This window comes from Epilithonimonas zeae, from assembly GCF_023278365.1.
In the GTDB taxonomy this organism is placed as follows: domain Bacteria; phylum Bacteroidota; class Bacteroidia; order Flavobacteriales; family Weeksellaceae; genus Epilithonimonas; species Epilithonimonas zeae_A.
In genome coordinates this window covers 2,185,515-2,201,089 of sequence record NZ_CP075338.1, presented here as the reverse complement: position 1 = coordinate 2,201,089, position 15,575 = coordinate 2,185,515, and the positions used below count along the sequence as shown (strand labels likewise).

Here is a 15,575-nt window from a genome sequence, read left to right as displayed (position 1 = left end):
AATTATGAAAAAACATCATTTGATCTTTGTCACAGTTTTGGCAGTTATCATTCTTTTTTACAAAGAATATATTGCGCTCAATCTAGGAATCTTCGGGATTTTTCTAAGTATCTTAACTTACATTCAAACTAAACCAGAATCCAAAAGCCGAATGTTTCTAACTCTTTTTGTAACCTCTATTCTTTCATCATTAGCTTTTGCTTGGTTTGGCGACGCTATTTCGTTTACTGCAGTTTTTGTGTCATTATTTTTATTGAGGTTCAAAGGAACTTATCCGAAACTAAAACCATTTCTATATATTGAAGTTCTATTGTTGAATCTCTTCACATTCTTGGGAAGAGTTTTCAACATAGAGCAATGGTACGAAAAGCCGAAAGAAGGCAAAAGCTTTGGAAAAAAATTCATTACTTTTATTTTGATTCCTGCATTTTTTGTGACCATTTTCTTTTTTATATATGCTTTCGGAAGCGACCATTTTGCGAATCTGTTCAGAGATTCCGAACTCGAGTTTCAACCTTTAACTTTTATTGTCTTGGCAATTGTCGGATTTTACATTGGTTTTATTTTCTGGAATTTCGGAGTCGAGCGATTCATTTTCAGACAAAATCATTATTTGAATGACGATTTTTCTGGTTTAGTCAAAATTCAAAAACCCACATTTTCTTTCCTCGATATCGATTCCGAAAGAACCAGCGGGTTGATTTCTTTTTCTGCGCTTAACATTCTTCTTTTGGTTTTCATTGCGACTTACAATTATGAACAATTTTTCGAAGCTACAAAGTCAGCTGATGGATTGAGTGCCGAAACACACGAACGTGTCAATGCTGTGATAATGTCAATCGTGATGGCGATTCTCGTGATTCTGTTCTATTTTAAAAAAGGATTTAATTTCGATGACAAAGCAAAATCTCTGAAAATTTCTGCCAAGATTTGGATTGTTTTGAATGCTGTTCTGATAATCTCAGCTTCCCTTAAAAATTCAGAATATATCATCAATTACGGTTTGACTTACAAACGTCTCGGTGTTTATGCTTTCTTGGCAATGGCTTTGATTGGTCTGATTTTCACATTCATCAAAATCCAGAAAAAGAAGACCAACGCTTTCCTTTTCAACAAGATGTTTTGGGCTTGTTATGGCTTGATTTTGGTTTGCAGTTACGTCAATTGGGGCTTGATTATCACGTCCAATAACATCAAAAGAAAGGATTTTGCAGAAAATTACCACTTATTTTCCATCAATTATAATGAACAAATTTTGCTGGATTATGCCGAGAAAACTGGAAATTCTGAAATGAAAAATCAACTAATTGAAAGAATAGAATCTTATCAAAAAGAAACCTTTCTCTCAAAAATTTTATATTATGAAACGATTGATATTAATTCTGAAAAGAACTAAGATTAATTATTCCATTTAACAATAAAAATACTACCAAATGAATTCATTAAAATCGGAAAACAATAATAATTTGAGCAGTTTATCCGCCTTCCGCTCCCAATCTTCTCACTACACTTCGTTGCGTAAAAAGGATTTCCGCTCAAATCGAGGAATGAGATTCATCGATTCAAATAAAATAAATATAAAATCAGAGATAAGTCGGGCTGCTGCAATTCATTCCTTAAAATATTTGGCTTTGATTCCATTATTTTTGGTTGCCTGTAAAAAAGAGCCGGAAATCAAAGAACAGAAAGTAGATACTGTTACCACGATTGAAAAACCGGTTGATTCACTTTCAACAATTCTTAAAACCGAAAAAGAATCCAATCAAAATATTGTCACAGTCGACGCCTCAAAAATGCCAATCCGATTGAATCTCGAAATTACAAACCCAAATGATCAATTGATTTTGCGATTAGAAAATGTCAATCAACCCAAAATCAAAGGTTACATCAAAACAGAAAAACCAATGAATTTGAGATTCAATCAAATCAGAATGCCGGACAATACCTTCGACGGGCCATTCGGACCAACCATTGAATATGATACCAAACAGAAAGGCGAATATTGGCTGATATTGGCCAAAAGCAATATGGCAGAAGGAACGCCGGTCGGTAAGTTTTTTGTTAAAATAGAATAGATAAATTTTACCACGAAGGCACATAGAATTTTAACTATTGTCTTAATACTAAAAAAAGAGAAAATAGAACAATCAACTATTTTCTCTTTTTTATTTTATGATTAATGAAAATCTATGTGCCTATGTGGTGATTATTTTAAACTTAAGATAGCTAGTTTATAACCTTTCATTCCAAATCCGGAAACCACCGCATCGCAGCTTTCCGCCGTCACAGATTTCTTTCGGAATTCCTCACGTTTATAAATATTGCTGATGTGAACTTCAACCTTCGGCTTGTTGATATTCTTAAGACAATCCGAAATCGCATAAGAATAATGGGTAAAAGCACCTGGATTAATAATGACAGCTTTGAAATCATCTTCCTGCAAACGGTTAATCAATTCGCCTTCTATATTGGATTGATAATATGTAATTTCATCAGAAGAGAATTCATTTTTTATTTCATTCAGATAATCTTCCATAGAAATAGAACCGTATATTTCCGGTTCACGAGTTCCAAGTAAATTGAGATTAGGTCCGTTGATGATTAGGATTTTCATTGCTTTTCAATAATTAATGTAAAAGTAAAAAATCCCCAGAAATTTCTGAGGGCTTTTTGAAATATAGTGTTTGATTTGGTGTAATTATTTATTCAAAAGATTGTTAAGACTTTGCTTTGCCTTATCAATTTCTTCATTCGCTGATTTTTTAGTCTCTTCAGCAGACTTTTTGAAATCTTCTTTGGTTTTATTGGCAGAAGCCTTTACATCAGCAACTGTTTTTTTAGTTTCATCTGTAATCTTCGTCTTTTCAGCATTCAGCTTGTTTTTAACCTCGGTAGTTTTGTTTTCTACAGCATTGGCAACCGTTCCGCTGATGATGCTGTCTGAACCCTTCACAACGTTTCCAATCGCTTCAGAAGCCTTTGCTCCTAATGCTTGGGTAGAAGTTGTCAGATAGTTTTCGTACTCAGGTTTTACAGTTCCGCCTTCTGCAACATAAGTATTTTTACTTTCTACATATTTTTGCTGTGCTGCCTGTAATTCTTTCTTAGCTGCTTCTATTTTTACTGGATCATTAGTTGCCAAAGCCGCTTCGTAATTTTTCTGAGCGTTAGACAATGCTAAAGCTGCATCTTCATAAGATTGGGTGAAATCTATCTTTGTTGTAGAATCGTCATTTTTTTTACAACTGTTGGCCGTCATCACAATACCTGCTAGAGCCAGTGTCAAAAGTGTTTTTTTCATTTGTTAATTGTTCTTTATTTGTTGAGTTAATTTTTGCAACTCTTGGTCTTCATCGGACTGAGAAATGTCTCCATTCAATCTTTTTATTTCTAATGTATTGATTTGCTTTGCCAGATTGAGATAAGCCAGATACTTTTCTAAAATCAGGATTTTCTTTTCTGATGTTGCATTGCTTGCATTAGCGCTTTTTACAAAAGTTTGCAGATTGTCGTTACACAAAATGTATGCCTGAAAAGCATTCGACAGAAAATAATCGCTAACAAGAGAATTTGTTTCCAGATTAGTATACAGTTTTGGAATCTCAACCGGCGCATACTGAATGATTTCATTGATGTCTGCGCCTTTTTTAGCAGCGTTCAGATACATTCCTTGCGTTTTCATTTCACTATTTTCCAAAGAGAGATTAGTTGCATCCAAGACCTTCACCAGATTTTTCTTTTGATTGATGTCAGACAAAATAGTATTAAGACTTAACGCAATAAAGAAACCTGTAAAGGTTGAAATCAAAGAAATGAAAAATTCGAAACTTCTGGTTTTTCTTGTCCGTAATCCATCAAATAATTTTGAGTTGATAAGAAACAATGTCAGTACGACTAAGCCGATAGCAATAATAATATACATATGTATTTTTTTTGCCAAAGGTAAGAATCTCTATAATTAATCAAAACAAAAATAGACAAACGAGCAGATTGTATAGATAAGATTTGGATTGAATAGATAGAAAACAAAAACCTTCAGATATTTCTGAAGGTTTTTAAGTAGCCCGTAGGGGAATCGAACCCCTCTTACCAGGATGAAAACCTGAGGTCCTAACCGATAGACGAACGGGCCTAGTTAATTTTTCTTTTGTTTATCTGTAATATTCTAAATAAAAAATACAGATTTTAAATGTTTTAAAAAAAATACCTCCAGAAAAATTAAGGAAGGTATTTTAAGTAGCCCGTAGGGGAATCGAACCCCTCTTACCAGGATGAAAACCTGAGGTCCTAACCGATAGACGAACGGGCCAAGCTTTATATTAAGCTAAACCGTTTACGTGTTTAGTTAATTTACTTTTTAAGTTAGAAGCTTTATTCTTGTGAATAATGTTCTTCTTAGCTAATTTATCCAATAAAGAGATAACTTTAGGTAACTGCTCAACTGCTGCTGCCTTGTTTTCTTCGTTTCTCAACGCTTTCAAAGCTGTTCTTGCAGTTTTGTGGTAGTATCTGTTACGAAGTCTTCTTACTTCGTTTTGTCTAATTCTCTTTAATGCTGATTTATGATTTGCCATATCGTTCAAATGTGGGTGCAAAGATAAAAACTATTTTTTAATTTGCAAACTTTTTTAAAATTAAATTTTATTTTGCTTAGAAGTTATTGTGATTTAAAATCGTTTTTGAATGATTAAGATTGTATATCTTATCTTTTTCTCCTCTAAGGCGGTGCAAAAGTATAGATTTTTTTTAAAATTCAAAATATTTTTTTTGATGTTTTTTTAAAATCGTGATTTTCAGATAAAAAAAATGAAAGCTATTCTAAAATAACTTTCATTTTAATTTTCAAAAGTAGCCTATAGGGGAATCGAACCGCTGTTGCAAGAAAGAAAATCTTGAGTCCTAACCACTAGACGAATAGGCCATTCCTTTTTACGGTCTGCAAAAGTAGAGAAACTCTCTACTTTTTGCAAATCGTTTTTATCTATTTCAATTTTTTCTCGATGACGGTATTGGAGATTCCTTTACTTTCCAAATCTTTCTGAGATTTTACAGCGTCTTCCAAAGTTCTGTACTTACCGTTGGTATAATAGAAAATACCATTCTCTTTATTTCTTACAATATCTGGAAGAGACTTCAATATATGAGATTTAGAATCTAACTTATCTTTTCCGGCATATACTTCTATAGTATAATAACCCATTCCTAAAGCTTGATTAGGAACAAAGCTGATGGCCATAGAATTTCTAAATCCGGCATCTCTGGCAGTTTTAAGATTGGTATCTTTTACCGAAGCATAGTTTGTAGTTCCATAGTAATATTTATAGAATCCGCCTTCTTTAATTGGTAAGATGTATTTTAAACCTTTTAGAGCAGGATCATCTTCTGTATATCTGGATGGTGTGCTCATCAATAATATTCTGAAGTCGTTTTTAAGAGGTTGCTCTACAGGTTTTTCCGGCTCAGGTTCTTTTACGTTTCTATCTACAAGTTTTTTGTAACTTGTAATAGCATTGAAGATACTTTCGGCAATGGCTTGCTGACCGTCTTCTGTTGAAATATAATGAGCGTCATCGTAATTATTAACAAATCCGGTTTCTATAAGAATAGATGGCATCGCATTCATTCTTAGAACGTGTAAGTTTTCTTGTTTTACACCTCGGGACATTCTTTTATCTTTTTTTACAAAATTCTCTTCAACCAAGCCACCAATGATAAGACTTGCCTCAAGATATTTGCTTTGCTGAATTTTAAGGGCAATTAAGGATTCCGGAGAACTTGGATTATAAGATGCGAAGTTTTCTCTATCTTTTTCATCTAAGAAAATTACGTCATTTTCTGCTTTTGCAACATCCAGATTCGCTTTGTTTTGATTAGGACCTTGGACGAAGGTTTCTGTTCCTTGAGCTGTGGCACTTTTACTCGGAGATGAGTTGACGTGAACAGATATGAAAAGGTCGGCTTTGCTTCTGTTAGCAAGCGTTGTTCTTGTAGTTAAAGAAGGATATTCGTCTATTTTTCTCGTATAGATGACTTTGTAATCCTTATTTTTTTCTAACATTTTCCCCAGTTTCAAAACGATTCCCAGAGTTACGTTTTTTTCTTGAACAGTTCCAATGTCGCTATAATATCTATTAGCGCCTATATCGCTTCCACCGTGCCCTGCATCCAGAACAATAGTGAATTTTTTTTGTGAATAAATACTGCTAAAACCGATAAAAAATGTTAACAGAAAGAAAATTTTATTATAAAATTTGAAGCTGGTCATTTTAATCTTTAAAATTTAATTAATTTTGAACCCAATTTCAGAATGACTGCATTGGCTCGAAGTATTTTCAAAAGTATATTACTAATTTTAAATATCCTAATTTTTAACAATATTTTATCACAAACTGTGCCTAAAAATGTTGATGGAAAAAGTGGTATTCGTGACTCTATAAATATAACCAAAGATTCCTTAGGTGTAAAGAAAAAAGATACTATTCTTCCTAAAGAAGAGTTGGAAGGTATCGTAAAAATGAAGGCTGAAAAGCGAAATACTTCTTCCATTACCAACAAGCAAACCTCTCTTTATAAGAATGCCCAGATTATCTATCAGGATATGCAAATCGATGCAGATTATATCAGATTCGAATGGGAAACCGGGAAAATCTATGCAAGGGGAGAGCAGGATGAAAAGGGCAAGATTATAAAACCAGCTATTGCTACACAAGCAGGTAAAAAATATGAGTACAACGAGGTAATTTATAATATCAAAACCAAACAAGCCATAGCTTTCAACGCCAGAACGGAAGAGAGTGAAGGTGTTATCGTAGCACAAAAAACCAAGAAATATAATGACTCTGTTTTTGTGATGAGCAGAGGGATGTACACTACGGATGAATACTTTCTGAAGAAAAAAGATTCGTTGCCGGATTATCATATGTCTGCCCGTATCATCAAACTTTTGAAGGGTAAAAACAGTTCGCAGATTGTAACCGGTCCCATCCAAATGTACATAGAACAAGTCCCTACACCTTTGATTATGCCATTTGCAATTCTTCCTTTTTCTGATAAAAGATCCGCAGGGATTTTGATTCCGAGTTTTGGAGAAAGGCAGGATGTTGGTTTCTTTCTGAATGGTTTGGGATATTACCAGCCTATTGGCGATCACTTTGATTTGAAAATCCTTTCAGATTTATACACCAAAGGAAGCTGGAATTTGAAGCCTGAACTTAATTATCTCAAAAAATACCGCTACTCTGGAAATTTCGCGGCGGATTACGGTTATACGGTTCGTGGCATCAAAGGTTTAGATGATTATTCTAAAACCAAAACTTTCCGAATTGCGTGGCGACATTCTCAGGATTCTAAAGCTAATCCATATTTTACTTTCAACGCCAGTGTGGATGTTGTGAGCAGTAAGTTTTATAATAATACGGTTAACAACAATTATATTTTCAACGGTAATGTTCTGAACACAACACAAACATCGAGGGTAAACGTTACCAAAAGATTCCTGAATCTTCCGGTGACCATCAGTGCGAGTATGGCTTATAACCAGAACTTTGCTACAGGTCTTACAGATTTGCGTTTGCCGGATATGACGATTGCGGTTAACCAGTTCTATCTTTTCAAACCAAAAACAGGCGTAAGAACCGGATTGTTGGAAAACATCAACGTGAACACTGGTTTTGCATTGAGTAATTATGTGACAACTACAGAAGACAAGCTTTTCAAGCAGGAAATGTGGAAAGACCTGAAAACGGGTGCGAAAAACAATCTTTCACTTTCTACCAACACAACATTAGCCAAATATTTCACATTTACTTTATCGGCTAATGCAGATAATGTTTTAACGACAAAAACTCTCGAGAAAAGATACAATCCGTTGACGAACTTGGTGGAGGATAATTATAAAAGTAATGTTGCTGGTTATTCTACATTTTCCACAAGTGCAAGTTTGCAGACGGTTTTGTATGGTCAGAAAAACTTCAACAAAAATTCTCCGATTGTAGCAATCCGTCATATGATAACACCGAGTATGAGCTTTTCTTATTCTCCGGATTTCGGTGAGAGAAGTTGGGGTTATTATAAAAATTATTCTAATGCCAGAGGAGAGATGACAGCTTATTCTATCTTCGAAGGTGGGATTTATGGTGCGCCAGCTTCCGGACTTCAGCAAACTATGGGTTTCAATATCTCAAATAATTTGGAGATGAAGGTGAAGTCCAAAACAGATTCTACTGGTGTAAAAAAAGTGAAGATTTTTGAAAATCTTAATATTTCCGGAGGGTATAACTTTGCGGCAGAAAAATATAAATGGTCAGTTTTCAGTGTTAGTGCGCAGTCGTCATTCTTTAATAATAAATTGAATGTCAACTCCAGTATGACAATTGAACCTTATGAAATTGTATTTACCGAAGGAAGTGACGTTGGTGTAAGAACAGAAAATTTTGGACATTTCAGTTTACAAGGAATTAATGTTCAATTATCTTACCCGATGAGTGAAGCCATTTTTGGTAAGAAGGAAGAAGGCTCCAAAAAGTATAAAAAGAAAGGTGAAATACGGAACGAGAATTATTTCTTTGATGATGATAATTATTCCCATTACTCGCCAACCTGGACACTGAATGTGAATGCCAATTATTCCTACACAAGAGGTCTTTCCCGTTTAGGTACCAAAGTTGCATCCCTTGGTTTGGATGGTAGTATAAAGCTGACACCTTATTGGAATATCAACGGAAGTACAAACTATGATATAGAAAGGAAAGAGCTGGGATACACAAGACTTGGGTTTTCCAGAGATCAGCGTAGTTTTACCATTACCTTCAATTGGGTGCCTTTTGGACAGTACAAAGTCTATGATTTCTTTATCGGAATCAAAGCCAATATCCTGAAAGATGCGGTGAAATATAAAGAAAGAAGTTTCACACAACCTAACAGTACTTTTTAAAAAACGAAAAATAAAAACTGAAGTTAGAAGAGTCGCATTTGCAAATTATTTAATCATAATCAGGAAATCTTCTCACCTCCGGCTTCCAACTTCCATCTAATTTATATAGTTTTGTAAAAATTTAACTCTCGAAATGAAAACAATCATTCATACATCAGACGCTCCGGCTGCTATCGGACCTTACTCGCAAGCAACTTTAGTCAACGGAACCTTGTATATCTCTGGTCAGATTCCTGTAGATCCGGAAACTGGAAAGCTGGTAGAAGGTATTGATAAGGAAACACACCAGGTGATGAAAAACCTGAAAGCGATTTTGACAGCCGCTGATATGAATTTTGATAATGCTGTGAAAGCTTCTATCTTTCTTAAAAATATGGATGATTTTGCAGTAGTAAATGAGATCTATGCTTCTTATTTTAATAATGATCAATTTCCGGCGAGAGAAACCGTGCAGGTGTCTTGTCTTCCAAAAAATGTGGATGTAGAAATCTCTATGATTGCTTACAAAGACTAGATGAACTTTCTTAGGAATACATTAGGTGTTTTGGCTGGTCTTACGGTAGCCGCTCTCATTATCACACTTGGGGTAAAGATAGACTCCTCGTGGATCACCTATAAGCAGTTTGCACCTTTTAGTCATTGGGAATTGCTCTTGCAGTCTGTCCAAGGCAAAGATTCTTTTTATATAGCACTTTTGTTTTTTGGTGGATTGGGCGTGACCTTCGGTGGTGTGGTAACCGCAATGATTGTGAAATATGCCAAAGTAGCTTATGCTATTTTGATAGGCTTCATCATGTTGTTCATTGCGATGCTGGATATTATTATTTATCCTTACCATCCTGTTTTTTACAAAATATCCATCTTCCTGATTTTCTTCCCATTCTCCTGGATTGGCGGAAAAATAACAGAAGTCATTTCCAACAGACGGAAAAAACGAGCCAAACAATTACAATTAAAAAATCAAAAACCACAAGCTTAAGTTTGTGGTTTTCTTTATCCGTTTTTTTAAGATTATTATATAAAGTTTGTTGAGTGTTTATTATCTTAAGGTTTAATTAAATTACAATAAACAAAAAACCACAAGCCTAGGCTTGTGGTTTTCCTTTGTAGTTAGTATAGTTAGTTTAAATAATTTCTAATAAGCCGTCTCGTGAACTTTCACTGCTCTTCCGCTTGGATCGTTCATTTTTTTGAAAGCTTCATCCCATTCCAAAGCAACAGGCGTAGAACAAGCCACAGAAGGGACAGAAGGCACACAACTTGCTGCAGAATCACTTGGGAAGTGACTTTCGAAAATCGTTCTGTATCTGTATTCTTCTTTGCTCATCGGAACGTTAATCGGGAATCTGAATTTCGCATTTGCCATCATTTCATCCGTCACTTCATCTTCTGCTACTTGTTTCAAAGTATCAATCCAGGAATAACCAACACCATCACTGAACTGCTCTTTCTGTCTCCACGCAATACTTTCAGGTAAAATATCTTCATAAGCTTTTCTAAGAACCCATTTTTCCATTCTTTCGGGTGTTACCATTTTATCTTTTGGATTGATGGTCATCGCTACATCCATAAATTCTTTGTCAAGAAAAGGAACTCTGCCCTCGATTCCCCAAGCCATCAGCGATTTGTTGGCTCTTAAGCAATCGTAAAGATGAAGTTTTCCTAATTTTCTAACAGTTTCTTCGTGGAAAGCTTGAGCAGAAGGCGCTTTGTGGAAATACAAATAACCTCCGAATAATTCGTCCGAACCTTCGCCTGAAAGCACCATTTTTATCCCCATAGATTTGATTACTCTGGCTAAAAGATACATTGGAGTAGAAGCTCTGATGGTGGTAACATCATAAGTCTCCAAATGATAGATCACATCTTTTATCGCATCCAAGCCTTCCTGAACAGTATATTTGATTTCGTGGTGAACAGAACCGATATGATCTGCTGCTTTTCTCGCAGCTGTCAAATCAGGCGAACCTTCCAAACCTACAGCAAAACTGTGTAATCTTGGATACCAAGCTTCCTGAGTGTCACCACTTTCTATTCTTTGTCTTGCAAATTTTGCAGTTACAGCCGCGATAATAGAAGAGTCCAAACCACCGGAAAGTAAAACACCATAAGGAACATCGCTCATCAGTTGTCTGTGAACCGCATCTTCCAGTCCTTTTCTAATGGCAGCTATATCGGTTTCGTTATCTTTTACATTGTCAAAGTCTGTCCAGTCTCTTTTGTACCATTGCTGTAATTCCTGCCCATCTTTGCTATAAAGAAAATGACCTGGCAGGAATTCTTCTATTTTATTACAAACACCTTCCAAGGACTTCAATTCAGAAGCTACGTAGAAACTACCGTTCTTGTCCCAACCCATATATAAAGGAACAATTCCCATATGGTCTCTTCCGATGAGGTAAGCGTCATTTTCTTCATCATATAGGGCGAAAGCGAAAATTCCGTTCAGTTTTTCCAGGAAATTTTTTCCTTCTCTTCTGTATAAAGCTAAAATAACTTCACAATCAGATTGAGTCAAAAACTCGTAATCAGGAAATTCTGATCTCAATTCCTGATGATTATATATCTCGCCGTTGACTGCTAATGCAACTTTTTTATCTTTTGTAAATAATGGTTGTTTTCCGGAAGTAGGATCTACAATAGCCAGTCTCTCGTGAGAGAAAATCACATTGTCGTGCTGGTAGATTCCTGACCAATCCGGACCACGGTGTCTAATTTTTTTAGACATTTCTAATATTTGAGGTCTTATAACTTCATTCTTTTGTTTTGTATCAAATACACATACAATTCCGCACATCTTTTATAATATTTATTTCGGTTTTAATTAAAATTATATAGCAAAAGTATATTTGCTGATTTAAAATTAAAACTATTTTTTAATTTAGATTTAAATATTTCTTATTTATTTTTATTTTTAGGATATTTTTTCGTTTTTTTTAAATAATGATAGAGTTCTGATTGATTTTTTATTTAATATATTATTGTTCTTTCGAATTGATAGATTTGAGTTGATAAAAATATATAATATGTATAAGTAAGTTTATATTTTTATTTAATTTAACCTAATATTAAAATATAATTAATTTTTTGAAATAAAGTTTTCTTTTTTTATTGGAAATTGTAAAAATTGTACGATTTTTGTACCGAAAATTGTATTGTAGATGCAGCGATGCATTTATAATTTTTTTCATCATTTGTGTTTTTGCCCTCTTATTCATAGTAAGAGGGTTTTTTATTTTCTTTGATTTTGCTAAGCCATATATATAGTATAACTTTGTAAATAATCTAAAAAAAGTAAAAAATATGTCAACTTACGTAGTTGTAGGTCTCCAGTATGGAGATGAAGGGAAAGGAAAAATAACGGATGTTTTATCAGCCAAATCAGACTATGTTGTCCGTTTCCAGGGTGGTGATAATGCTGGTCATACCGTTTATGTTGGAGAAGAAAAATTTGTTCTGCACCTTTTGCCTTCAGGCGTTTTGCAATGTAAAGGGAAGTGTATCATTGCTAACGGTGTGGTTGTAAACCCAAAGGCTTTCATTAAAGAAATCGAGCAGATAGAGAGCAAAGGCTTGAAAACGGATCACGTTTTCATCAGCAGAAGAGCGCACGTGATAATGCCTTATCACATTTTACTAGATACTTATAGAGAAGAAGAACAAGGCGGAACCCAGATTGGAACTACCAAAAAAGGAATTGGTCCTTGTTATGAAGATAAAATCGCTAGAGTCGGAATCAGAATGATTGATCTTTTGAATCCTGAAGTTCTAAGAGAAAAAATCGAGAAAAATTTAAAGGTAAAGAATTCCCTTTTTGAAAAATATTTTGAAAAGCCAGGTTTGGATGTTGAAGAAATTTATCAGGAGTTTTTAGCTTTGGGAGAAAGACTGAAAGATAGAATTGTTGATACAGAATTGGAAATCAATGAAGCGATCCAGGATGGTAAAAATATTTTGTTTGAAGGTGCTCAAGCTTTGATGTTAGATATCGATTTCGGAACTTATCCGTTTGTAACTTCATCTTCGCCTTCTACAGGTGGTGTTTGTACAGGCGCAGGTGTTCCTCCAACGGCATTGCAAAATCTAATTGGTGTTGCAAAAGCTTATACAACAAGAGTTGGAAACGGGCCTTTTCCAACAGAATTGGATAATGAGTTAGGAGAGAAAATCAGACAAATTGGTTTCGAGTTTGGGGCTACAACAGGAAGACCAAGAAGAACTGGTTGGTTAGACTTGGTTTCTCTTAAGCACGCTTGTATGATTAATGGAATTAATAATTTGGTAATTACCAAGTTGGACGTTCTTACAGGAATCCATCCTTTGAAAATCGCTACGAAATATAAAACAGAAGACGGGAAAATCATCGATTATTTTACTTCTTCTACGACTAAATTATATGACTACGAACCAATCTATGAAGAATTGGAAGGCTGGGATGAAGATATTACCAATGCAAGAACTTATGATGAACTTCCTTTGAATGCGAAAAAATATATCGAATTCATAGAGGAGCATTTAGGGATTAATGTTTATTTGGTTTCAGTAGGACCAGAACGTTCTCAGAATATTATTAGAAAAGAATTATTTTAAAATATAATTTTCTTCAACATAAATACAAAACCGGAATAGTTAATATTCCGGTTTTTTTCATCATTTGTGTTTCGAAAAGAAATATTAATATTTCTGATCAAGTCTGAAAATCGTAGTTATTTTCAAGCATTTGTGTTTTGTGAAAATTTGTGTTTTTTGTTTTTCTGTGTTTTTATAGTACAATAATATGGCTTCTATAATTCAGTAGAAAATATTTGACCGATAATCGTTCGCCCACATATACTCACAGTGTATCTAATCATTAATAATTTTGCTAATTATTTAATAATCAGGTGTCTTTATTTGTAAATAAAATTTTAAAAATTATTTATAATATAGAGATTAATATCCGTTTCTGTGCTCAAATCTAGCTTTCTACGGATGCGATACTTCTTATTTTCTATTGCTTTTACTGTAGAATTGGTTGCGATAGCGATCTCTTTGGTGGTAAGATTTAATTTTAATAATGCGCAAATTTCTAATTCAGACGAAATAAGATTGGGTGTAGCACCTAAAATATTATCAAAAAAATCGGGAAACTGGGATTTGAAATAAGTGATGAATAGAGAATTTTTACTCATCGCCAATTCATATAATTCTCCGGAAAAATTAATTTTATCTGTTTTCTGAATTATCGCATTTAGTTTTTCTTTTTCTATATAGTATTTTACTAGAAATCGTTCTTTCCTGTAAATGAAATACATCCCGACAAAGGTGCAAAAAGAAATTTCTATGATTTTATAGATTCTAACATACCATTCTTCTATAGGAGACAAATTTTGATCATAAAATCTACTGAGATAATAATCTGTCGTAACATTAATTAAAAACCAAAGTAGATAGGACAAAATCAAAAAGAATATAATCCATCGGTCTCTAATATAATCGAAAAAAAAGGCTACTGCAATGGTTAAAGAAACATACGATAAATAGTTCATACAGCCTTCTCCGGAAATGGTGTCGAAATAAAAAATCATTATTCCTAAGAAAAGGAAAAGCAACATCAGAAGTTTTGGATTGAACCTGATTCTGTCCGGCCAAAATAATGTACATAACATAAAAATAGTAAAGCTTCCAAAAATTATACAATTGACAGGACGAAAAAGAAGGATGTTAATAACCACATTGCATAATAAAAGGAATACCAAAACAAATGTGTAAACATCAAACAGAATACTTTTCTCGTATTCCATTTCATTTTTTGCAAGGTCTCTTTTTTTAGCTAATATGGAAGCTATATAGTTCATAATTCTTTGTAGGCTTTATGATTTTAAATAAGACTTTTAATATAAATTAAGTGTCATATTAAAGTTGGAATCAAATTTATGCAGAAAATTTATAACATTTAAACTCCTGATAATAAATATAATTAACAATTTTTAACAATTTGTAATCTATTTTGGAATCATAATTGAAATTGGTTTAATTGTAATTCACAATTTGTGAAAAAATAAAAAGTTATGAAAAATTTATTTTTAACAGGAGCGAGTATAATTTTATTGTTATCATCTTGTAATAAAGATGAAAAAGTACAAGCTGCTTCTTTGGAGCAACAAAAGTTAGATTATCAAGCGAGACAAATTGATATTGAAAAACAGAAGTTGGCCATAGAGAAAGAAAAAATTAATTTCGAAAGACAAAAAGATAGCCTAAATAAAGTGGAAGAGGAGAAAGAAGCTGAGAGAAAAGCTGAAGCTAATCGTGTTGCCAGAAAAAGTTCCAGAAGAAGTAGCTCTTCATCTTCCTCAGGAAGCGTGGCCTCTAATTCTTCGTCTTCAGGTTCCTCAAGTTCAGCTGGAACTACAGCAACACAGAAAAAAGGCTGGAGTAGTGCGGCAAAAGGTACGGTTATTGGTACGGTTGGTGGAGCGGCAGCTGGAGCTATTATTTCTAAGAAAAATCCTGGTTTGGGAGCCGTAATTGGTGGTGTAGCGGGTGGTGCAACTGGTTATACAATTGGTAGAGCCAATGACAGAAAAACCGGGCGAGTACAGAAGTAAATTTTCTTCATATATATTTTAACACGGAAAGATTGCTTATTTTTGGTAAGCAA

Annotated in this window: 14 protein-coding genes and 3 tRNA genes; 7 read left to right on the top strand and 10 right to left on the bottom strand. The window is 34.0% G+C overall.

Going from position 1 to position 15,575, the window contains the following annotated elements; translation table 11 throughout:
• The first annotated feature begins 4 nt into the window (after positions 1 to 4).
• Positions 5 to 1,396 carry a DUF4173 domain-containing protein gene (locus KI430_RS09790; RefSeq protein WP_248874352.1) on the top strand — a complete coding sequence of 464 codons (1,392 nt, stop codon included), beginning with the start codon at positions 5 to 7 and terminating at the stop codon, positions 1,394 to 1,396.
• A 235-nt stretch (positions 1,397 to 1,631) separates the two neighbouring features.
• Entirely contained in the window at positions 1,632 to 2,075 is a 444-nt protein-coding gene (locus KI430_RS09785) for a hypothetical protein (protein ID WP_248874350.1), read from the top strand.
• A 131-nt stretch (positions 2,076 to 2,206) separates the two neighbouring features.
• On the opposite strand, the gene aroQ is transcribed toward KI430_RS09785, so the two are convergent.
• The 8 genes from aroQ to KI430_RS09745 form a co-directional block, all read right to left on the bottom strand.
• Positions 2,207 to 2,614: a type II 3-dehydroquinate dehydratase gene (gene aroQ / locus KI430_RS09780; protein WP_248874347.1), complete on the bottom strand. Its 408-nt coding sequence runs from the start codon at positions 2,612 to 2,614 to the stop codon at positions 2,207 to 2,209.
• An 84-nt stretch (positions 2,615 to 2,698) separates the two neighbouring features.
• Positions 2,699 to 3,301 (bottom strand): hypothetical protein, encoded by a 603-nt coding sequence (locus KI430_RS09775; protein WP_248874345.1) that lies wholly within the window; start codon positions 3,299 to 3,301, stop codon positions 2,699 to 2,701.
• 3 nt (positions 3,302 to 3,304) lie between these two features.
• On the bottom strand, positions 3,305 to 3,922 hold the full coding sequence (locus KI430_RS09770; protein WP_248874343.1) for a hypothetical protein: 618 nt from the start codon (positions 3,920 to 3,922) through the stop codon (positions 3,305 to 3,307).
• A 138-nt stretch (positions 3,923 to 4,060) separates the two neighbouring features.
• Positions 4,061 to 4,132: transfer RNA gene (locus KI430_RS09765), tRNA-Glu, on the bottom strand.
• Between the two features lie 105 nt (positions 4,133 to 4,237).
• Positions 4,238 to 4,309, bottom strand: a tRNA-Glu gene (locus KI430_RS09760).
• A gap of 10 nt (positions 4,310 to 4,319) precedes the next feature.
• Positions 4,320 to 4,574: a 30S ribosomal protein S20 gene (gene rpsT, locus KI430_RS09755; RefSeq protein ID WP_074232927.1), complete on the bottom strand. Its 255-nt coding sequence runs from the start codon at positions 4,572 to 4,574 to the stop codon at positions 4,320 to 4,322.
• A 275-nt stretch (positions 4,575 to 4,849) separates the two neighbouring features.
• A tRNA-Glu gene (locus KI430_RS09750) sits at positions 4,850 to 4,921 on the bottom strand.
• Between the two features lie 60 nt (positions 4,922 to 4,981).
• A complete protein-coding gene (locus KI430_RS09745; RefSeq protein WP_248874341.1) occupies positions 4,982 to 6,265 on the bottom strand; it encodes an N-acetylmuramoyl-L-alanine amidase in 1,284 nt (427 codons plus the stop codon).
• Between the two features lie 42 nt (positions 6,266 to 6,307).
• Between KI430_RS09745 and KI430_RS09740 the strand changes: the two genes are divergently transcribed.
• The 3 genes from KI430_RS09740 (at position 6,308) to KI430_RS09730 (ending at position 9,911) form a co-directional block, all read left to right on the top strand.
• Complete coding sequence (locus KI430_RS09740; protein ID WP_248874338.1) at positions 6,308 to 8,932, top strand: putative LPS assembly protein LptD; 2,625 nt, start codon at positions 6,308 to 6,310, stop codon at positions 8,930 to 8,932.
• A 133-nt stretch (positions 8,933 to 9,065) separates the two neighbouring features.
• Positions 9,066 to 9,446 (top strand): RidA family protein, encoded by a 381-nt coding sequence (locus KI430_RS09735; RefSeq protein WP_074232930.1) that lies wholly within the window; start codon positions 9,066 to 9,068, stop codon positions 9,444 to 9,446.
• Entirely contained in the window at positions 9,447 to 9,911 is a 465-nt protein-coding gene (locus tag KI430_RS09730; RefSeq protein ID WP_074232931.1) for a hypothetical protein, read from the top strand.
• Positions 9,912 to 10,067: 156 nt separating this feature from the next.
• On the opposite strand, the gene asnB is transcribed toward KI430_RS09730, so the two are convergent.
• Entirely contained in the window at positions 10,068 to 11,729 is a 1,662-nt protein-coding gene (asnB, locus tag KI430_RS09725) for an asparagine synthase B (protein ID WP_248874336.1), read from the bottom strand.
• A 506-nt stretch (positions 11,730 to 12,235) separates the two neighbouring features.
• On the opposite strand from asnB, the gene KI430_RS09720 reads away from it, so the two are divergent.
• Complete coding sequence (locus tag KI430_RS09720; protein WP_248874334.1) at positions 12,236 to 13,522, top strand: adenylosuccinate synthase; 1,287 nt, start codon at positions 12,236 to 12,238, stop codon at positions 13,520 to 13,522.
• Positions 13,523 to 13,839: 317 nt separating this feature from the next.
• Here KI430_RS09720 and KI430_RS09715 read toward each other — a convergent pair whose 3' ends face one another.
• Positions 13,840 to 14,769 carry a helix-turn-helix transcriptional regulator gene (locus KI430_RS09715; RefSeq protein WP_248874332.1) on the bottom strand — a complete coding sequence of 310 codons (930 nt, stop codon included), beginning with the start codon at positions 14,767 to 14,769 and terminating at the stop codon, positions 13,840 to 13,842.
• A 213-nt stretch (positions 14,770 to 14,982) separates the two neighbouring features.
• Here KI430_RS09715 and KI430_RS09710 point away from each other — a divergent pair, with 213 nt between their 5' ends.
• A complete protein-coding gene (locus KI430_RS09710; protein WP_248874330.1) occupies positions 14,983 to 15,522 on the top strand; it encodes a YMGG-like glycine zipper-containing protein in 540 nt (179 codons plus the stop codon).
• Positions 15,523 to 15,575 lie beyond the last annotated feature (53 nt).